The following is a 20,707-nucleotide window of genomic DNA, read 5'->3' on the forward strand; positions in this document are numbered from 1 at the left end:
TAGAGTTAAAAATTCACCATTACTAAAAACTAGACATAAGCATTTGCCCATAATTAAAGAGCTATGAAGCAATACCACGATTTACTGAAGCATGTTTTAGAACACGGAAATGAAAAAGGAGACCGTACGGGAACGGGAACTAAAAGTGTTTTTGGATACCAAATGAGATTTGACCTAAGTGAAGGTTTTCCTATGGTTACCACGAAGAAACTTCACTTAAAATCTATTGTACACGAGCTTTTATGGTTTCTAAAAGGAGATACTAATGTGAAGTATCTGCAAGAAAATGGCGTGCGCATTTGGAACGAATGGGCCGATAAAAATGGAGATTTAGGACCAGTGTATGGTCACCAATGGAGAAATTGGAACGGAGAAGAAATTGACCAGATTAAAGATATTGTGGAGACGCTAAAGAAAAATCCCAATAGCAGAAGAATGTTGGTTTCTGCCTGGAACCCTAGTGTGATGCCAGATACATCGGTTTCTTTTGATGAAAATGTAGCCAATGGAAAAGCGGCCTTACCGCCTTGTCACGCATTCTTTCAGTTTTATGTGGCCAACGGAAAGCTATCTTGCCAATTGTACCAACGTAGCGCAGATATTTTCTTAGGTGTACCTTTTAATATTGCTTCTTACGCCTTATTCACGATGATGATGGCTCAAGTTTGCGGATATGAAGCAGGAGAATTTATTCACACCTTTGGTGATGCGCATATTTACAACAATCACCAAGAACAAGTAGAGCTTCAACTAAGTAGAGAAGCGCGAGAACTTCCCAAAATGCTCTTAAATCCCGAGGTGAAAGACATCTTTGACTTTGTTTTTGAAGACTTTACATTAGAAAATTATAATCCGCATCCTCACATTAAAGCTAAGGTTGCGATTTAAAAACTATCCTATGAAAAAATACATAATCGTTTTAACTGTTTTACTTACCTCCTCTTTTGGATTTTCACAAACTGTATCTGGCAACACTGTTTCTTCTAAAGAAGTTGCGCCCGTATGGCCAGGATGTGAGGACAGCACTCAAAAATCGAATTGTTTTAACCAAATGTTGGCCAAGCACATTCAGCAAAATTTTAATTTTCCAAAAGGCTATACGGCCGAAGATAAAGGAAGCAGAGTTATTGTAAGTTTTGAAGTGGATAAAAATGGGGAAACCAAAATTTTAAAAACTAGCGGCGGAAGAGAGCTTCTACAAAAAGAGGCAGAACGTAATATTTTAGCGATTCCAAAAATGAAACCGGGTCACCTTAACGGCAAACCCCGAGCCATAAAATATAAAGTCCCTTTTACTTTTTAAAAAACCAACCTTCCTTTTCGGAAGGTTTTTTTTGTTGTTAACATAGCTTAAAGATTTTCGTATTTAAAATTGTGTAACTTTGGGAAGAGTTGTCTAAAAACACCTGCTATGAAAATTTCTCCAAGTCTATTAGAAGAATTAATTGCGACTAGAAAAGCTACTGAATCAATTTGTAAACCTTTGCAAACTGAGGATTATGTGATTCAGCCTGCAGAATTCGTTTCTCCGCCCAAATGGCATTTGGGACATACTACGTGGTTTTTTGAGCAATTTGTATTAAAAGAAAATGCTCCTGGTTACGAATTATTCGATAAAGATTTTGCTTTTGTTTTTAATAGCTATTACGAAAGTGTAGGCGAAAAAGTAGTGAGAACCGACAGAGGAAACCTTTCTAGACCTGGCGTAGATAAGATTTATGCCTATAGATCTTATGTCACTAAAATGCTGACAGATTTTTTAGCAGAAAATGAAATCAGCAAAGAACTGGAAGACGTGATCCAAATAGGGGTTCATCACGAAAAACAACACCAAGAATTATTACTAACCGATATTAAATATATTTTAGGAAACAATCCTTTGCTTCCTGTTTACGATGAGAAATTTCAAGAAAATGAAATTGATACCTCCACTCAAAAATGGTTGAGCATTCCCAAAGGTTTATATACTATTGGCCATAGCAACACCTACGAATTTTGCTATGATAATGAACGCGGTGTGCATCAAGTATACCTCAACGATTTTTTTATTTCCAACAAGCTTATTACCAATAAAGAGTACCTAGAGTTTATAGAAGCTGGCGGTTACAAAAATGTACTATTATGGCACGCCGAAGCTTGGGATTGGATACAACAAGAAAACATTCATGCGCCAGCTTATTGGCATCAAGTAGATGAGAAATGGTATCAATATACGCTTGGCGGATTAATTCCGTTAACGGAAAAAGCTCCGCTTACTCATATTTCTTACTATGAAGCTTTTGCCTTTGCGCAATGGAAAAAAATGCGTCTTCCTACTGAATTTGAATGGGAGGCCGCACAGCATAAATTTAATTGGGGAAAACGCTGGGAATGGACAGAAAGCGCCTATTCCCCCTATCCTAACTATAAAAAGCCAGATGGAGCTTTGGGCGAATACAACGGAAAATTTATGGTGAATCAAAAGGTACTTAGAGGAGCTTCCTTGGCGACCGCAAAAAACCATACGAGAATTACGTATAGAAATTTCTTCCACCCACACTTAAGATGGCAGTTTAACGGACTTAGATTAGCCAAATAATTTTCTATTAGAATTTATGAAAAAAGGAAACACAACTACTTATACTACAGAGTTTGCGCAAGATGTTAAAAATGGACTTAGTAGCTATCCAAAATACTTATCTTCTAAGTTTATTTATGATAAAAAAGGAGATAAACTGTTTCAGGATATTATGAATATGCCCGAATATTACCTCACCAATTGTGAGTTTAACATTCTTAAAAAGCATACTTCGCTAATTGCGGAATATTTTAATGCTAAAGACGGCTTCGACCTGATTGAATTGGGCGCTGGCGATGGTAAGAAAACAAAAGTTCTATTGCGACATTTAGTAGAAAAAAATTATACGTTTGATTACTGTCCAGTAGATATTAGTCAGCATAGTTTGGATGATTTAGAAAGCTCATTACAAAAAGAAATTCCCGAAGTTTCGGTAAAAACCTTACAAGGCTCATACTTTAAAGTTTTAGAGAATTTAGCCGATTATAATACTCGCAAAAAAGCCATTATGGTGTTAGGTTCTAATATTGGGAATTTAGAACACGACAAGGCTATCGACTTTCTGAAAAATATTCAGCAGGCCATGAGTGAGGAAGATATGTTATTTATGGGCTTTGATCAAAAGAAAAATCCTGAAACGATTCTCAACGCCTACAATGATCCTGCAGGAATTACCGAGCGTTTTAATAAGAATTTGTTGGTAAGAATGAATAGTGAATTAGATGCCAATTTTGACGTAGAAAGCTTTAAACATTGGGAAACCTACAACCCAGAAACTGGAACTGCCAAGAGCTTTTTGGTGAGTTTAAAAGAACAAGAAATAGCCATCAATGAACTCAACCTCAACATTCATTTTAAAGCTTGGGAAACCATACATACTGAGATCTCCCAAAAATATGATGACGAAGTGGTAGAATGGCTCGCTGATGAAGCTGGTTTAAAAATTGAAGAATTTTTTATGGACGATCAAGGTTACTATAAAAACTATATTTTTAAGAAGAAGTAGATTTATATTTAAAAAGGAGTCAACGCATTTAAGCCTGACTCCTTTTTAATTCTTATTGATATGGCATTTCTATGGTTATCCTTAACTCTCCCTTAGCTTTAGATGGAGATAAATGAAATTTAAATTCTCCCCCATAAAAATCAACCATTAATTTATCTTTGGGTAAATTTTTGTTAGTAAACTTTAATGTAGAATCATTTGGTATCCTACTCAAATAAATAGTATCGGTAAATTTCCCATCTAAATAAATGTTCGCCGTTGATACTTTTTTATTTTTAGGAGCTTTTATGCTAAATACATGCGGTTTTGAGAAATCGCTTATCTCCCAACTTTTTTCTAATTTCTCTCCGCATGAGGTTAAAAAAATTATTATCCACAAAAAACCAAGTATTAAATGTAATCTCTTCATTGGTTTGTTGGTATTAATTGAGAACTCTGAGTGGCTTGTGGATTGGTGTTTGATAAATAAACCAATTCTCCATTTTCTAATTTTGTTTTCACCTTAATCATTAAGAGAACACTACTTTGTAAGCCAATATTAAAATCTAATCTTCTGTCAATCTAAATATATTTTTCTGATAAACCACTGTTGAAGACATGTTTTCATCATTATCACCAAATTATACTCGTTAAAAATTTTATTTCTACCGTTAAATAAAATATTAAAGATTTATTATACATTCTAATTTTTATGCCTCACTAGAATTAAACTTTTTGTCTTAGATGTTATAAAAAAATCTTTCATAGTTCCTACGTAACTAGTAGGCCATATCATATATTTATTTTTTTTATCAGGCTCACTAATCATTCTTTCTTTAGGTATTTCAGTAATTATATATAAGCTTTTATACTTATTCCAAATACTTAAAGCAGTATGTATGCTATCAAACTTCTCTTTGTGAAAATAATCTTGCGGTTTGAGAATCTCTATATCTTCTACGCTTATTTTAGTTCCTAAACTATACAAAGAATGTTCATCCAAATTAGGATAATCTATTCGGAAAAAAAAACTATCATAATTAAAAGTATCACTTTCATCTTTTATATGAAAATAAGCTTTATAACCTAATACATCCCATGTAAACTGAGCGCTTTCAATGTAAATATAGACCTTTTCATTGATCTCTTTTTCTTGAGAAAAAACTTTAAAAGATAGAAATAGAAATAAAATTATATACAGAAATTTCATTTTGCTTAAATTAATTACAATTATTAGTATAGTGTGTTTTAGTAGCATATTCTACATATACTTTTTCTGATAAAGATTGTGTATCATTTAAAATTTGATTTTGATATTCTTGAGTTTCTTCCAAACCTATCCAGCTTAAATAACCAAATAATTCTGTTAATGTAAACGGTGTGCCTATTCCCGTAAGATCGTTATTGATATTACTTAAATAATCATTTTGTGAATCATTTAACCAAGGATGAATATTTAAGAGGTTTTCAATCATTTCATCTCTGTAATTTAATACATTAAATAAATCATGTTGCCAATCACTATTTGAATTTGGTGGAAATGCATTATAATTAACTAGGAGTTGTTTAAAAATTATTCCCTGTAACTCATATTCAATATCATTTGAAAAGATAGTATAGCCAAGAGGATTAACAGACTTAATTATTCCTAATTTAATAGCTCTATTAGTGAGTTCAGCATGTATGCTTTCGTGTATGAGGATTAAAGCAATCTCAATAGTAGATGCATTTTGTATAAATGCAGGGTTAAATCTTATTTTTATAGTGTTATCATTATTACCTAATACATTGTTTTCATCATAATTTGTATTAGTATAGGCATCTAGATTTGGTGGTAATTGTGCTGGAATGTTACCTATTTCAAACTGAATATTTGAGTTTTTTAAACTTCCAAAACTCTCATCAATTATATCATTAAAAATAGTATTAGAGAGACCTTTTAATTTATCATAAACACATTTCGCCTTTTGGTTATTTTTAAATGAAGGATGCAATATATTTCTATTCTGAAAATCTATCTCCGTATCAGGATTTTGATTTAAAACATTAACCACTTCTTCTGCAAAAGCTCCCGCTTCTGGTAAAACACTCCCGTTTTCATCTAAGTTTTGCTGTATAAAGTTTAAAATTTCTACTTGAGTGCTTTGATTTAAGTTATTCACCACGTCTATGAGTTCATTTGATAAATTAAGATAACCTAAAATTAGGGATATTTCATAATCTAGACAGTTTTTACCTTTACAGCCTGTAGTTGGTGTAGTGCTTTGGTTTGAACCACCACCACCACCACTGTGTGTTGATCCATTAGAGGTAGGATAACTAGAACCAGGAAAAGAATCTGAGCCTACTCCTTCGCAAAAAGTCCCATAACTAACGGTGTCTGACGCGCTAGCCTCACAATCGGGATCAGCTGGATATCCTCCAGGATGATTCCCTTCTGTACACCAAGAAAACGTCATAGTGATAGTTGTGCATTGAACATCGTACAATGCTTGATAGTTTTCATCTACTTCTGTATATGTAAATAACTCTGAAGTAATAGTGCCATCTAGTTTTAGGCGTTCAATCTCTCTTGCGGTATGACCATATTCTACAATAAATATTCTATAGCTTCCATCAGGTTGAAATGAGAAAAAAACATTTGTTAGGTTTTCTCCAACTGGAGGATTTAGTAAAGGGAATGTATAAGAATGATATTCATGATCATCAAGATAAACTCCCGAAGCATAATCTAACTCTATAGGTTGTCCATCTCCAGGTCTATTTTGAGTTGTAGAGTTATCATTTTTTGCTATTATTCTAAATAACTCTTTATTAGATTTAAAGTCATCATAATTAACTGCTCTTTGAAATACAGTTTTTTCAGTAGCGACATCTGTTATCGTATCATCAATATTCTCTTTCTCACAAGAAAAAAGAAAGACTACCAAAATTATGGCGAGGTAGCGGAAATAAATTAAATTTAGTTTTCATAAGTAGTCGATTTAAGTTAATATTTCATAAATATAGTTAAAATTTAACAATAAAAACATTTAATCTTAAATACTAACACATTATCCTTATTTTTTCAACACTTCCACCAACGCTTCCAAATCTTCTAGCGTGTTGTAATAATGGAAGCTTAGTCGAATACCGTCTCCACGTTGGGAGCAAATAATATCTTTTTGAGTAAGTCGCTGAAAAAGTTTTTCGCCTCCTTTTAGGTTAAAAATGGTGGAATGTTCTTTTCTGTTTAGTACACTTTCTTCTAACAATCCTAAGTGGGTAAATTTTTTTTTCGCTTCAGCGGAAAGAATTTGCAAGTGCTTTTCTATATCTTCTTTGCCTATTTGCTCTTGAAGCTCTAGCGCTATTTTTATACTTCCCATATTCGTATAATTGAGATGGCCGGGCTCTAAATTTCCTAAGAGATGAAGTCCGTTTTCTTTATATTTCCCCATATAAGAATCAGATCCTTGGGTTTTGGGAGAGATTTGATGCGCAGCTTTTTCACTAAACATAAAAAATCCATTTCCAAAACCAGCATTGATCCACTTATAAGCACTTGCTCCTAAAACATCTATTCCCGATGCGGCAAATTTAAAAGCTTCGGTTCCTAGATACTGAGTGCCATCAGCGATGATGAGCAATTGAGGATATTTCTTTTTAAGTTCTTGTATAAAAGTGAGGTCGATTTTTATTCCGTTAAGGTATTGCACTAAACTCAGCGCTAATACTTCTGGTTTTTCTGTCTCTACTTTTTGCAGAATATTTTGCTCTAAGTTCTCATCGATTTGAGCATAAGTCAGATTAAAATCTCTCGCTTCAACAGCCAAGTTAATAGAAGGATAATCGTTTTCTAGAAGTAAAAACTTAGTACCTGCGCTAAATCCTTCCAAGAGCGTATTAAATCCGAAGGAAAAATTAGGAACCAAGGCTACACGCGAAGCTTCCGCAGAAAAAAAGTGAGCTATTTTCTCTCTAATTTCAGTTAAAATATTTGCCTCTTTGTCTCGGTATAAACTTCCTTGCACCAAAAAATCAATATTTTTATCTTGTTGATAATCAAATACAGGTTCAGATAGCAAGCCCGTGGCAGCCGTATTTAAATACGTATACTGTTCTATGAGAGGAAAGTGTTTCCTTAAATTATTCATAAGCTTAAAATAAATGATTCAAAAAACGTTAAATTTGCACACTACTAATTTACAGTTATTATGAGTTCTACAACAAAAAAAACCAGCAAAATAGATCCTGAACAGCGCCAACTTATTGAAAATGCTCAAAAAAGAATTAAGCAAAAGAAGCGTCTTACGGCTCACTTTGTAGTTTTTTTGGCGGGATCCATCCTTTTTATTATCCTTAATCTCGTTTTAAAATTTGGAGAGAATTTTAAACCTTTTAATACCGACTGGTTTGTTTGGGCCATTTTAGCTTGGTTCTTCTTTCTGCTCATTCACTTTATTAATGTGTTTATCGTTAATTCATTCATGGGAAAAGAATGGGAAGAAAAACAATTGGAGCAACTCGTAGAAAAACAACAGCTAAAAATTGAACAACTTCAATTAAAAGTCGAAAAAGAACATCCTTTACCTAATTCTACTTCTACAAAACGCATAAGTGGCAACTCCGATTTTTCTAATCCAGATCACCCAATAATCAATTCATAATATGTTAACCATAATTGCGGCAGTAGGAGAAAACAACGAGTTAGGAAAAGATAATGATTTGGTGTGGCATCTCCCAGATGACTTTAAGCGATTTAAAAAGCTCACCACAGGTCATTGCATTATTATGGGACGAAAAACCTTTGAGTCTTTCCCCAAACCATTGCCTAATAGAACACATATCGTTTTAACCCGAGACAAGAAATATAAGAATGACGCCTGTACGGTGGTTCATCACATAGAAGATGCTTTGGCTTTTGCTGCTGATGATGAACAACCGTTTATTATTGGAGGAGGTGAGATTTATAGTTTGGCGCTTCCTTATGTACAAATAATGGAACTTACTAAGGTTCACGGCACTTTTGATGTGGATACCTACTTTCCTGATTTTGATAAAAATAATTGGAAGCTCATAGAAGATGTTTTTCATGAAAAAGATGAAGACCATAAATACTCTTTTACTTATTATACTTACCTTAGAAAGTAGAAAGTCTTTCCTATCATTGCCCTACTTGACTAAACGCAGTAATTGCCTTTTTCTTCTAAAAAAAGAAGAAGCTTTTTAAAAATCTGATTTTTAATTTCGACGAAATTGAGAATTACACTAGATCCTTATAAAATTTTCCTTCCAGTTAGATTTATTTCGGGATAACCGGAAGAAATGAGCATTCATCTCATCAGTTCATTTTTGAATAACAAGCCAAAAAAAATAGGTAAATGAGTTTTATGCATTTAAAAATCAAAAAGCTTAACATTATTTGATGTTTTTTTAATAATTTATTAGCTTCAATATTGCTGTTATGCCACTATCTTTAAATCAAAAACATAAGATATGAGTACAGAGAACAAAAGTAATACTGAGGCTTTAGCTAAATTAAAAGAGTTAACAAAAGATATTGAAACCAGTATGCTGGTAACTAATCTTAAAAAAGCGCCATTACATGCGGTTCCTATGACGCAAAAAAAGATCGATGAGCAAGGAAACATTTGGTTTCTTAGTCCAGGAGATAGCGAGCACAATAAAAATATTAGTAAAGACTCAAAGTCGCAATTACTTTATAGCAGCCCTTCCGATAAAAAATTTATTAGTATTTACGGGGATGCACATATAATTACAGATCAACGGATATTGGAAGATTTGTATTCTAGCATTTCAGATAATTGGTTTAATGGTGTGGATGATCCTAATCTTACCGCAATTAAATTTCAACCTAAAGAAGCATATTATTGGGATACTAAAACCAATAAGTACATTAGCTTTTTAAAAATGGGATTTGCTAGCCTTACTGGTGATGAGAAAGATATAGGAGAAAAAGGAAAGTTAAATTTATAAAAGTTAGATTAACCTTTTTGACCCAATTCAGGTTCAAGTACATGTGTTTGTACTTGAACCTTTTTTATTACATTTGTTTTTCAATCAAAAAAAAATTTATGAAAGCATTTATATATCCTGGGCAAGGCGCACAATTTTCTGGAATGGGTTTAGACCTGTATGAGAAATACCCTCAAGCTCAAGAGATGTTCAGTAAAGCCAACAAAATTCTTGGATTCTCTATTACAGACATTATGTTTGAAGGAACTGCAGAGCAACTCAAAGAAACCAAAGTAACTCAACCTGCAATTTTTCTTCACTCCGTTATTTTACATACTATTTTGGGAGACCAAGCAAAGCCAGATATGGTTGCTGGACATTCTTTAGGAGAATTTTCTGCCCTAGTAGCTAACAAAACCTTGAGGTTTGAAGACGCTTTAAGACTGGTTTCTAAAAGAGCTTTAGCGATGCAAAAAGCTTGCGAGTTGCAAGATTCTACGATGGCGGCAGTTTTAGGCTTAGAAGATGAATTGGTAGAAGCCGTTTGTGCAGATACTGAAGGAATTGTAGTGGCTGCAAATTACAACTGTCCTGGGCAATTAGTGATTTCGGGAGAAGTAGCTGCGATTGATAGAGCCTGTGAAGAATTAAAAAACCGCGGGGCTAAAAGAGCCATAAAACTTCCTGTAGGCGGAGCTTTTCACTCTCCTTTAATGGAACCTGCAAGAGAAGAATTAGCGAAGGCTATTGAGCATACGACTTTTAGCGAGCCTATTTGTCCTATTTATCAAAATGTGAGCACATTTGCAGTAAGCTCTCCAGAAGAAATTAAGAAAAATCTTATCTTTCAGCTTACAGCACCTGTAAAATGGACACATAGCGTAAAAAACATGATTGCAGATGGCGCAACTTCCTTTACAGAAGTAGGACCAGGAAAAGTTTTGCAGGGCTTAGTGAAAAAAGTAGATCGGAAAATGCCAACCCACACTCCAGAGTTATAAGCTTATGAAAAAACTATTCTCCCTATTCATTTTATTATTTACGTGCATTAGCTTCTCTCAAACCAACATCCAAGCGTTTGAAGATTTAAAAGAAGCTCAAAAAAATTATTTTCAACTGAATAGGGAGAGTGTTTATCTTCACCTTAACAAGACTAAATTCATTCTCCAAGAAGGAATCTGGTTCACCGCTTATGCTTACAGCGGTAAAGATTTGGTACCGCATCCCCTAACAACCAACTTACAAGTGAAGCTTTTTGATGAGCTTGGAAACCAAGTTGCCTCCAAAGTAATTTACATTTACCAGGGAATTGGAGAAGGTTTTTTTGATCCTAATGATCTAGGTTTAAGCCCGGGAAGGTACCTAATAAAGGCTTCTACTCACTTTATGAGGAATTTTAAAGAAGACTTAGCTTTTCATGAGACTATTGAAATTTTAGGAGATAACGCTAAAGCGGAAGTGGATTCTTCTCCAAAAGAGGATTACGATTTACAACTTTTACCAGAAGGCGGACATTTACTTGCCAATGCTCCTAATACGGTTGGTGTTAAACTTTTGGATGTTAATGGAAAAGGAATAGAATTCTCTGAAGCTGCCCTCAAAAACAACAAAAATGAAATACTTACACGATTTAATTCTAACCACTTAGGCTTAAGCAAATTTAGTTTTACTCCCGTTTTGGGGGAATCTTATTCCACTGTAATAAGGCTAAAAACTGGCGAGGAGATTACGGCTTCTTTGGATGCAGCAAAATCAACTGGAGTTAACTTATCTGTAAATAACCTTCATCCCACTCAGGTAATTTTATCTATCAACACCAATCTAGAGACCTTGGAGAGTTTGCAACAAAAACCTTATTTGGTGATGGTACATCAAAACGGAAATATGAATGCGATTGAATTTCTTTTTCCAGAAAACAAAACCCAAGTAATTCTTCCCATAAAAAAGTCCTCTCTTAATCCTGGAGTCAATACCATTACCTTATTTAATGAGCAGCACAAACCTATTCTAGAACGTTTAGTCTATAAAGAAATTGATGAAAAAAGATTGAATGCTTCGGTTTCTTTAAAGAAAAATTATATCGACTCGCTTGAGTTTCAGGTGAAGTTAAACGAAAAAATTAAAAAGGGGAGCTTAAGTATTTCGGTGCTACCATCTTCAACTAAATCGTATACTTCTACGCAAAATACGGCTTCGGCCTTCTTTTTAAAACCTTATGTAAAAGGTGAAATAGAAAACGCCTCCTATTATTTTGATGAAACATTTCCGCGAAAGCGATTATATGATTTAGATTTACTTTTGCTGGCCCAGGGTTGGAGTACATATGAATGGAGAGATGTATTTAATAATCCTCCTAAAGATTTTTATGCTTCGGAAGTTGGGTTTTCTGTAACCGGAAAAGTAAACAATTACAATTCTAAAAAAACAGAAGAGATCTATGTGAAATCTAATGAAACTGGCTTGTTTGAAATTTTAGAATTAGACCAAGAAGGAAAATTTAAAATGGATAGTTTATATCTTGAAGAAAACACTATTATTTCCTTAGGTACAATTAAGAAAAGAAATGATAAAACCAAAAAACCTCAACTATTTATTACGGCTTTGCCTAAAAGTAAAATAGAAAGCATTGAAAAGTTAACATCTCTTCTTGAAAATAAAGCAGTAGAGATGATAAACACGAGCCCACTTAATATTGAAAATTTCATTTCAAATGAAGTATTAGATACCATCACTTTACAAGGAGAAAATATAAACAGAGTTCGCTCTAGGTCTTCTGCTTTTGAAGATGTTGATGTGATAGACGAAGATGTGGCTGGTTCTTTCTTGTATATTATAGATTATATTGCTACTAAAAATTATGATGTTGTTAAAGGTATAGATAATGTAGTCATAAAATCTAGAAGACACGTTTCTATGAATGGCGGTGGTATTCCCGCCCAAATATTTTTAGATGGATTACCTATAGATAATGCGTTCTCTAATATGCTCCTTTTTCTTAAATCTAGCGATGTAGATACGATTGTGTTTAATAAATCTGGAGCCGGTATGGGAATATATGGTGGTGGCGGAACCATAGAAATTACGACCAAAAGCACTTACAATAGTGGTAGTAGAAAAGTGAAAGAGTTGGCATTAGCTTATGAGTTACAAGATGGATTTTCCTCCAATAAATCATTTTACGCACCTAAGTACAGTTCTTTCTCTAGTGAAGATTTTCAGCATTATGGAGTCATTCATTGGGTTCCTTCTTTAACTTTTGAAAATGAAAACACCAAAAGCTTCACATTTTTAAACACACTTACCCAAGAGCTTACATTTTACATAGAAGGGATTACAATAGATGGAAGAATTATTTCAGAAAAATTGCGCATCAAGCCTTAATTAAGAAAAACTTGTTAAATTTAAGAAAAATAGTTTTTTATGCTCAATAGAACAATTCTTCTTAGTTTCTTCTTGTTTTCTAATTTCCTATTCTCTCAGTCAAACCCTAAAAATACTAAAGAATTAGGCAAAAAATACGAAAGTTTTTTCAAGACTCAATCGGATTATCTTTATTTACACCTTAATAAAACCTCCTTTTTTGTTAATGAAACGCTATGGTTTGCTGCCTACGCCTACAATATTCAGGTTCAAAAACCTAATAAGGAAATCACTAATCTTGAGGTAAGTATCTATGATGAAAATCATAAGTTTATTAGCCATAAAACCCTCTACATAAATGATGGTAAAAGTTGGGGTGATTTTAAGCTAGACGAAAAAGAGTTTGAACCCGGGATGTATTATATCGCTGCTTACACCGAGTATATGAAGAACTTTGATGAAAAACCTAGTTTCATTCAAAGCTTTACAATTTTAGGAAAGGATAAAAAAGAATTAGGCAAAGACAATCCAGAAGATTATGCTATTCATATACTTCCTGAAGGTGGCCATCTAGTAGCCAATATAAAAAATACGATGGGCGTTAAGGTAAATAATCAAAAAGGACAAGGCATTCCTTTTACCAAGGCCATTCTTTACAATTCAAAACAAGACACTTTACAAGAGTTTTCTTCTAATAAATGGGGGTTTTCCAAATTTGAATTCACCCCAAAATTTAAGGAAAACTATTATGTTGATTTTGTAACGCCAAAAGGAGATACCATAAAGCATCAAATACAACCTGCTGAGGAAATAGGAGTTAACCTTAAATTACTTTCATTTAATAAAGAGAAAACCGTTATAGAAGTAAAAGGAAATCAAAAAACATTACCGAGTTTGCTTCAAAAAAAATATTACTTATCTATTCATAGAAATGGAGTGATGAAAACCTTAGATTTTGAATTTGTAAGGGGTTTTTTAGGAACAAAGTTAGAATTAAATACCAATGAATTTTTTGAAGGCATTAACATAGTTACTGTTTTTAATGAAGATTTTCACCCGCTCTTAGAAAGATTAGTATATAACCCTCATAAAACCAAAGAAGTAAAGCTACAAGCTAAGCTTATAAAAAATCACGGTGACTCCTTAGAAATAGGGCTAGAATCATATACCAACCACCTTAAAAAGTTGAGCATCTCTGTACTTCCTAAACAGACAAATGCATACAATTCTACAAAAAACGTTCTTTCATCTGTTTTACTTAAACCTTATATAAAAGGGTTTATGGAGAAAGAAAATCAATATTTTGATCTAGAAGAGTCTTTAGAAAAAAGAATGGAAAATTTAGACTTATTACTATTAACCCAAGGTTGGAGTAAATATAATTGGTATAAAATTTTCTCTAATTCTAAAAAAGAAATTTTCCCTAGAAATACCGGATTTGAACTTGTAGGAACCGTACTTGATAGAAATAAAAAAAGAGAAGATGAAGTTTTTCTTACCACCAAATGTTCTAACTTATTTGAAACTTTAGTTATAGATGACAGCAATCAATTTAAAATGGATAGTCTTTACCTTATTAAAGACGATGCAATTTCTATAGGGGTTATTAATAAACGGAATAAGAAAATATCAATACCCAAGATTTCTTTATCTATTTACCCTCCATTTACCCCACAAACGATTAATACTTACTTTAAGACTAACTCCACTTATATGAATGAAGTTCATTACAACCTCATCAATCACAAAAACAGTGTTTTTACAAAAAATCCGAAAAACTTTTTAAACACGAATGAATTAGAAGCGGTAATGCTAATTGGTAAGGCACGAAAAGATTCTTATGAACGCATAGATAACTTTACGGAAAAAATAAATATTAATGAAAATTTACCCGGGAGTTTTAAGTATGCAACCGATTTAATAAGAAATGAAGGTTTTACTGTTGAAATAAATCAAGAATCTGTGAAAGTATTTTCTAACCGTTATTATACCATGACTCAAGGTGTAGGAAATAAATATTATCAAATCACTACTCAGGTATATATTGATGGCGTAATTGTTCAACCAAATGGATATACTCTTAGACGACTGGAAACCGTTGACTTAGAATCTGTACAATTTAACAAATTAGGAGCTGGAGAAGGTTTATTTGGTGGTGGCGGTGTAATTAGAATTATTACCAAAAAAGATTCTAGGTTTAAGCATAATATAATTAAAAAAACCATAAAGACGCTTCAAGCTCAAAACGGATTTAGTCCTGCAAAAGAATTTTTTAATCCAGAATATAGTAATTTGCAATCAGATTACTTTTTATATTACGGCACCATTCATTGGGAGCCCAATTTAGTTATGAAAAACGCTAAAACTTTTAAAATCGTCAATACCTTAACTCCTAACTTAAGCTTATATGTTGAAGGCGTAAGCGAAACAGGAGAACTTATTTCTCAAACAATACACCTACCAACAAAATGAAAAAACTATTACCTCTAACAGTTTGCTTTTTATTTATAATTGCTAAAGTGCAAAGTCAAGTTCCTGCCAGCGAAAGAAATGCACTTATTGCGATTTACAATGCCTTAGATGGAGATAATTGGGACAACAATCAAAATTGGAACACCACAGCACCAGTAGATACTTGGGAGTTTGTAAATACTTCTATGATTAATGGCCAAGAACATGTAGTCTCTTTAAACTTTGGTTACAATAGCGATTTAAGTGGGAGTTTCCCTCCAGAATTTACCGACTTAACAGAGCTTAAATTGTTTATTGCTTCAAATGGAAGTCTTACCGGATCCATACCAAATAATTTAGGTGATTTAACAAAGCTTGAAACTTTTGGTGTCGACAATAACCAACTCACAGGCTCTATTCCTGCCTCTATTGCTAATTGCACTCAGTTAACAGCATTGGCATTAAGAAATAACTTTTTAAGTGGCAACATCCCAGATTTAACTGGATTACCGAATTTAGATATTTTTTGGATCCCAGGAAATTATTTTGAATTTGGAGATTTTGAAGATGAGTTTACAAGCTACAGCACACTTAATTTTGAATACGAAAACCAGCGTTTAATAGGAGATAAAATTACCGAAATTGTTCCTGTAAACTCTAGCTATACGCTTATTTCTCCCATTTCTGGAAATAATACAAATTATGAATGGTATCATAATGAAGTTTTAATTCCTGGCGCCACAAGTTCAACCTTACAAATTACTATAAATAGCACCAATGATTATGGAGATTATGTGAGTAAAGCCACCAATACCGTAGTCACTGGTTCAGAGCTAGAAAGTAAAATTATCATGTTAGATGATTCTCCTAACAATAAACCAGAGTATCCCTTTTTAGTTCAATTTTATAATAATACAAATGGAGACAATTGGAATGACAACACCAACTGGCTAGACAATACCAAGACTTTACAAGACTGGAACGGAATTGACATGAAAAATGGCAGATTGAATTCATTAAGGTTAACATTTAATAATTTAGAGGGTGGTCCTATACCTTCTAATATAGATTTGCTAAGTGATGCCGAGACTATTCGACTTGACCTAAATAAAATCACGGGATCCATACCAAGTAGCATTGGAAATATCACTACGCTCAAAACGATTTGGTTAGATTTTAATCATCTTTCGGGAACTATTCCGAGTAGTATTGGCAACTTAAGTAATTTAGAAATTTTTACTGTTGCCTTTTGTGGATTAACAGGTGAAATCCCACAGAGTTTTGAAAACCTTACTAATTTATATGATTTATATATTATTGGCAAAAGCGAGGGAGTTATACAAAACGGTACACATTATCCAGGAAACACTTTTTATGGTGATATACCAGACATGACAGGTTCTCCATTAAGCTTCTTTTACTTACAACAGAATCAATTTGAATTTGCAGATATCGCTGATGAATATGATTATTATGTAAACAATATTCAACAATTCAGCTTCAACCCTCAATTCACTACAGATACAGAGGATGATCTTTATATAGAACCGGGAGACGATATTACCCTAACGGTAAATTATGAAGACCCCGCAGAAAGACTAACTACCAACAGTACTTACCAATGGTATAAAGATGATGTTTTAATCGCAGGAGCAACCTCTAGTTTATACAGCATACAAAATGCTCAAATTGCAGATAGCGGAGATTATTACTGTACGATTATAAATTCTGCTTACCCAGATTTTGAAATTCAACGCAGAATGATTCACCTCAACGTTGGCACATTTAACGCCTCTCAATTTCAAAATGAAGTTTTTACTTTCTATCCTAATCCAGTGAAAGAAACTCTAAACATAAAATTGCATCAACAAGAAGCGCAGCTACAATTTTATAACTTACAAGGAAGACTGGTTTTAGAAAAAGAAAACTCCGTCCATGAGGAGTTAGAAATCAACTTATCTTCTCTAGAAGCTGGAACGTATTTTTTAAAGGTCAGGCTTCATAATGGCACTACTTCTATCAAGAAAATTGTGAAAGAATAACGTTAGACTGTAAATCGTTAATATAAAAAGAGGCTTTAAATAAAGCCTCTTTTTAATATCTGATATATTTTCTTATTAGTCTTTCCCTACAAAATTATTGATCATTTTAGCGATATATCTAATTTGATCCTCGTCTAACTCGGTATGCATGGGTAAGGCGATAACTTCTTTCACCAATTGATTGGTTACTTTAAAGTCCGCTTCATCATATCGCTCCGCATCGGCGTAGGCCTTTTGAGCGTGTAAAGGAATAGGATAGTATATTCCGCAAGGCACATTATTCTCCTGTAAATGCTTCACTAAAGCATCTCTTTTTCCGTTCATAATACGTAACGTATATTGATGAAAAACGTGCGTATCGCAATCGCTCACCACCTCTGGAGTAATAATATTTTTATTTTTTTCAAAAGCAGTCGTGTATTTAAAAGCTGCTTCTTTTCTAGCTTCATTATAAATATCTAATCGGGGAAGTTTTGCTCTTAAAACGGCCGCTTGCAAACTGTCTAGTCTAGAATTTACGCCTACTACATCGTGATGATAACGTTCGTACATACCATGATTTACAATTCCTCTAATCGTATGCGCTAACGCATCATCGTTGGTAAAGATAGCCCCGCCATCTCCGTAACAACCCAAGTTTTTACTAGGAAAGAAAGACGTGGTCCCTACATCTCCTATCGTACCCGCTTTTTTAATACTCTTATCGCTAGATCTATAATTGGCGCCAATCGCTTGCGCATTATCTTCAATCACAAAGAGATTGTTCTCTTTAGCAATTCGCATAATTTCATCCATATTGGCCGTTTGTCCAAATAAATGAACAGGCACAATGGCTTTGGTTTTTGGCGTAATCGCTCTTTCAATCTCCTTAGGGTCTATGTTGTAGGTATGAGATTCTACATCTACCAAAACCGGAGTTAAATTTAAAAGGGCAATCACCTCAACAGTTGCGGCAAAAGTAAAATCTACTGTAATCACCTCATCGCCTGGCTTTAAACCCAGCCCCATCATCGCGATTTGCAACGCATCTGTCCCGTTAGCACAAGGAATTACGTGCTTTACTTCTAAATATTCTTCTAATTCTTTCTGAAATTGATGCACTTCAGGGCCATTTATAAACGAAGTATTTTCTATAATTTCTTGCATAGAAGCATCTACTTGCTCTTTTATTTCCTCGTATTGGCCTTTAAGATCAACCATTTGAATTTTTTTCATGAACTAGTGTGTATTTTTACAAAAATACAAAATATAGGTAGCTCCCCCAATTTGTTTCTCTTAAGAATAGTTTATTTTAGCAAAAAAATAGACTTTGAAGTTTTTATACCGCTTATTTATTTCACTTTTTCAGCTTATTCTTCCATGTTTGAAGTTTATAAGTCCGAAGATGAAATTATTTGTAAACGGAAGAAAAAATGTATTTAAAAAAATTCAGCAGAAGCTTCCTCCTAAAACCAATCAAAGAGTTTGGGTTCATGCCGCGTCCTTAGGAGAGTACGAGCAAGCCGTCCCTATATTGCAAGGACTTTTAGAACTAAATCCCGAGTGTGAAATCATTCTAAGTTTCTTTTCTCCTTCTGGCTACGAAGTGAAAAAAAATAGTGAATATGCGAGTTCGGTGACCTATTTGCCTTTAGATACGCCGAATAACGCCAAGAAATTTATTCAAGAAATTAAGCCCGATATGGCTTTATTCATCAAATATGAAATTTGGCCACATTACTTAAAAGAGTTAGAATCTAAGGGTATTCCTACCTTTTTAATTTCGGCAAATTTTAGAGAAAATCAGTTTCTATTTCATCCATTAGGAAAATTTATGTTTAAAGCCTTGCAAAGCTTTACGCATATTTTTGTACAACATCAAGATTCGTTAAGCTTGTTGCAGGAAAAAGGAATCTTTACCGCTAGTGTGAGCGGCGATACACGTTATGACCGAGTTTTTCAGCAATTACAAATGGAAAATTATTTCGCTTTCGCGGAAGAATTTAAGCAACAAAAACTTTGTATGGTCTGCGGAAGCACCTGGCCAGAAGATGAAGATCTTTTATTAGAGGTTATAAATAAGAATCCAGATTTAAAGCTGATTATAGCGCCACATGAAGTAGGTGAGAAAAGAGTACAGGCTTTAACGCAAAAGCTCGACACCTCATATATATTACATTCTCAGCTTACAGATGCTAATTTAAGGGATAGTCAGGTTCTTATCATAGACAACATAGGGTTGCTATCTCAACTTTACGCTTACGCGGATTTGGCTTATGTGGGTGGAGCGGCAGGAAACACAGGTTTACACAACATTTTAGAACCCGCAACATTTGGCGTCCCTATACTTATAGGAGAAAATCACAGCAAGTTCCCTGAAGCGGAACTTTTGCTAAACGAGAATGCTTTATTTAGTGTAGCATCCAAAGAAGAATTAAATAATATAGTCACAAAACTCATTACAAATGCTTCATTTAGAAAGCAAACTGGACAAAATTCCTTTTCTTTTATTCAGAAAAATAAAGGTGCTAAAAAAATAATTCTTGACGTGATTAGAGATAAAATGATTAGATAAGGAGAACTAACTTCTTAAGAAATAAATACCTTATAAAAAACATTAATAAAAATTTATTAATGTTTTCTATTTTAGTGTTGTTAAAATATATAATTTAGCACCCACATTAACCAAAAATAATAGAAACAAATGAAAAGATCATTTTTAGCATTAGGTCTATTGACGATTGCACTTGTGCTTTCTTCTTGTAGAAACGAAACAGAAACCAAGGAAGTCGTTAGAGAAGTAGAGGTAGAAAAAGTGAAAGAAGTTGAAGCAGAGCCTAAGCGTAAAGGTATCTTAGAGCGTACCGCAGAGAAAGTTGATCAAGAGGTTAATAAGGAAATTGACGAAGAAATTGAAAAAATCGGAGACGATAATTAAATTTAATACTAATATACAAAACCAAAAATTATGAAAAAATCAGTAATTATGCTTGCAATGTTGTTCGCATTTTCAACAGCATTTACATCTTGTAGAGATGAGAACAAAAAAGAAGTTGAATTAAATGTTGATGACGTTAACGACGATATGGATGACGTAGGTAACGATATTGAGGGCGCTGCTAACGATGCAGGAGACGCTATTGAAGATGCCGCTAACGATACTGGAGATGCTATTGATAATGCAGCTCAAGAGGTAGAAGACGAAGTTGAAGGTAATGATGATATGTAAGATTATCTTTACATTAAAAAAATCCCTTTCTAATTAGAAAGGGATTTTTTTTTGATTACAAATTATATTACTTGAATTCAACCTATAAACGCAACTTTTAGCGGAAATAATATAATTATTTTTCAGAAGGAAAGAAGGGATTATTT

The 20,707-nt window shown here is 33.5% G+C and carries 19 protein-coding genes; 14 read left to right on the forward strand and 5 right to left on the reverse strand.

The features are described from left to right. The first annotated feature begins 63 nt into the window (after window positions 1-63). From RLT85_RS14230 to RLT85_RS14245, 4 genes are all read left to right on the forward strand, one after another. Window positions 64-888, forward strand: a complete 825-nt coding sequence (locus tag RLT85_RS14230; protein WP_311402714.1) for a thymidylate synthase — start codon at window positions 64-66, stop codon at window positions 886-888. A gap of 10 nt (window positions 889-898) precedes the next feature. Beyond that, window positions 899-1,303 carry an energy transducer TonB gene (locus RLT85_RS14235; protein WP_311402715.1) on the forward strand — a complete coding sequence of 135 codons (405 nt, stop codon included), beginning with the start codon at window positions 899-901 and terminating at the stop codon, window positions 1,301-1,303. Between the two features lie 108 nt (window positions 1,304-1,411). After that, window positions 1,412-2,578 (forward strand): ergothioneine biosynthesis protein EgtB, encoded by a 1,167-nt coding sequence (egtB, locus tag RLT85_RS14240; RefSeq protein WP_311402716.1) that lies wholly within the window; start codon window positions 1,412-1,414, stop codon window positions 2,576-2,578. A gap of 16 nt (window positions 2,579-2,594) precedes the next feature. Then, window positions 2,595-3,563: an L-histidine N(alpha)-methyltransferase gene (locus RLT85_RS14245; RefSeq protein ID WP_311402717.1), complete on the forward strand. Its 969-nt coding sequence runs from the start codon at window positions 2,595-2,597 to the stop codon at window positions 3,561-3,563. Window positions 3,564-3,615: 52 nt separating this feature from the next. On the opposite strand, the gene RLT85_RS14250 is transcribed toward RLT85_RS14245, so the two are convergent. The 4 genes from RLT85_RS14250 to RLT85_RS14265 form a co-directional block, all read right to left on the reverse strand. Further along, window positions 3,616-3,972 (reverse strand): hypothetical protein, encoded by a 357-nt coding sequence (locus RLT85_RS14250; RefSeq protein WP_311402718.1) that lies wholly within the window; start codon window positions 3,970-3,972, stop codon window positions 3,616-3,618. A 273-nt stretch (window positions 3,973-4,245) separates the two neighbouring features. After that, window positions 4,246-4,752 carry a hypothetical protein gene (locus tag RLT85_RS14255; RefSeq protein WP_311402719.1) on the reverse strand — a complete coding sequence of 169 codons (507 nt, stop codon included), beginning with the start codon at window positions 4,750-4,752 and terminating at the stop codon, window positions 4,246-4,248. A gap of 10 nt (window positions 4,753-4,762) precedes the next feature. Further along, complete coding sequence (locus RLT85_RS14260; RefSeq protein ID WP_311402720.1) at window positions 4,763-6,472, reverse strand: hypothetical protein; 1,710 nt, start codon at window positions 6,470-6,472, stop codon at window positions 4,763-4,765. 129 nt (window positions 6,473-6,601) lie between these two features. Next, window positions 6,602-7,678 (reverse strand): aminotransferase class V-fold PLP-dependent enzyme, encoded by a 1,077-nt coding sequence (locus RLT85_RS14265; RefSeq protein ID WP_311402721.1) that lies wholly within the window; start codon window positions 7,676-7,678, stop codon window positions 6,602-6,604. A 60-nt stretch (window positions 7,679-7,738) separates the two neighbouring features. Between RLT85_RS14265 and RLT85_RS14270 the strand changes: the two genes are divergently transcribed. The 7 genes from RLT85_RS14270 (at window position 7,739) to RLT85_RS14300 (ending at window position 17,353) form a co-directional block, all read left to right on the forward strand. After that, window positions 7,739-8,191: a 2TM domain-containing protein gene (locus RLT85_RS14270; protein WP_311402722.1), complete on the forward strand. Its 453-nt coding sequence runs from the start codon at window positions 7,739-7,741 to the stop codon at window positions 8,189-8,191. Between the two features lies 1 nt (window position 8,192). Next, window positions 8,193-8,675 carry a dihydrofolate reductase gene (locus RLT85_RS14275; RefSeq protein WP_311402723.1) on the forward strand — a complete coding sequence of 161 codons (483 nt, stop codon included), beginning with the start codon at window positions 8,193-8,195 and terminating at the stop codon, window positions 8,673-8,675. 345 nt (window positions 8,676-9,020) lie between these two features. Continuing rightward, window positions 9,021-9,521, forward strand: coding sequence for a pyridoxamine 5'-phosphate oxidase family protein (locus RLT85_RS14280; protein ID WP_311402724.1), 501 nt, complete (start codon window positions 9,021-9,023; stop codon window positions 9,519-9,521). Between the two features lie 98 nt (window positions 9,522-9,619). Next, on the forward strand, window positions 9,620-10,501 hold the full coding sequence (gene fabD / locus RLT85_RS14285; RefSeq protein WP_311402725.1) for an ACP S-malonyltransferase: 882 nt from the start codon (window positions 9,620-9,622) through the stop codon (window positions 10,499-10,501). A gap of 4 nt (window positions 10,502-10,505) precedes the next feature. Further along, on the forward strand, window positions 10,506-12,881 hold the full coding sequence (locus tag RLT85_RS14290) for a hypothetical protein (RefSeq protein ID WP_311402726.1): 2,376 nt from the start codon (window positions 10,506-10,508) through the stop codon (window positions 12,879-12,881). 39 nt (window positions 12,882-12,920) lie between these two features. Beyond that, complete coding sequence (locus tag RLT85_RS14295) at window positions 12,921-15,332, forward strand: hypothetical protein (RefSeq protein WP_311402727.1); 2,412 nt, start codon at window positions 12,921-12,923, stop codon at window positions 15,330-15,332. Further along, window positions 15,329-17,353: a T9SS type A sorting domain-containing protein gene (locus RLT85_RS14300; protein ID WP_311402728.1), complete on the forward strand. Its 2,025-nt coding sequence runs from the start codon at window positions 15,329-15,331 to the stop codon at window positions 17,351-17,353. The genes RLT85_RS14295 and RLT85_RS14300 overlap by 4 nt, the downstream gene beginning before the upstream one ends. A gap of 75 nt (window positions 17,354-17,428) precedes the next feature. Here RLT85_RS14300 and RLT85_RS14305 read toward each other — a convergent pair whose 3' ends face one another. Beyond that, window positions 17,429-18,568 (reverse strand): DegT/DnrJ/EryC1/StrS family aminotransferase, encoded by a 1,140-nt coding sequence (locus RLT85_RS14305; protein ID WP_311402729.1) that lies wholly within the window; start codon window positions 18,566-18,568, stop codon window positions 17,429-17,431. A gap of 169 nt (window positions 18,569-18,737) precedes the next feature. Between RLT85_RS14305 and RLT85_RS14310 the strand changes: the two genes are divergently transcribed. The 3 genes from RLT85_RS14310 (at window position 18,738) to RLT85_RS14320 (ending at window position 20,561) form a co-directional block, all read left to right on the forward strand. Further along, a complete protein-coding gene (locus RLT85_RS14310) occupies window positions 18,738-19,907 on the forward strand; it encodes a 3-deoxy-D-manno-octulosonic acid transferase (protein ID WP_311402730.1) in 1,170 nt (389 codons plus the stop codon). A gap of 129 nt (window positions 19,908-20,036) precedes the next feature. Beyond that, the gene (locus tag RLT85_RS14315; protein WP_311402731.1) at window positions 20,037-20,270 is read left to right on the forward strand and encodes a hypothetical protein; all 234 of its coding nucleotides are present in this window, start codon (window positions 20,037-20,039) and stop codon (window positions 20,268-20,270) included. 48 nt (window positions 20,271-20,318) lie between these two features. Then, complete coding sequence (locus tag RLT85_RS14320) at window positions 20,319-20,561, forward strand: hypothetical protein (protein WP_311402732.1); 243 nt, start codon at window positions 20,319-20,321, stop codon at window positions 20,559-20,561. Window positions 20,562-20,707 lie beyond the last annotated feature (146 nt).

It is taken from the genome of Mesonia ostreae, assembly GCF_031845265.1.
Classification (GTDB): domain Bacteria; phylum Bacteroidota; class Bacteroidia; order Flavobacteriales; family Flavobacteriaceae; genus Mesonia; species Mesonia ostreae.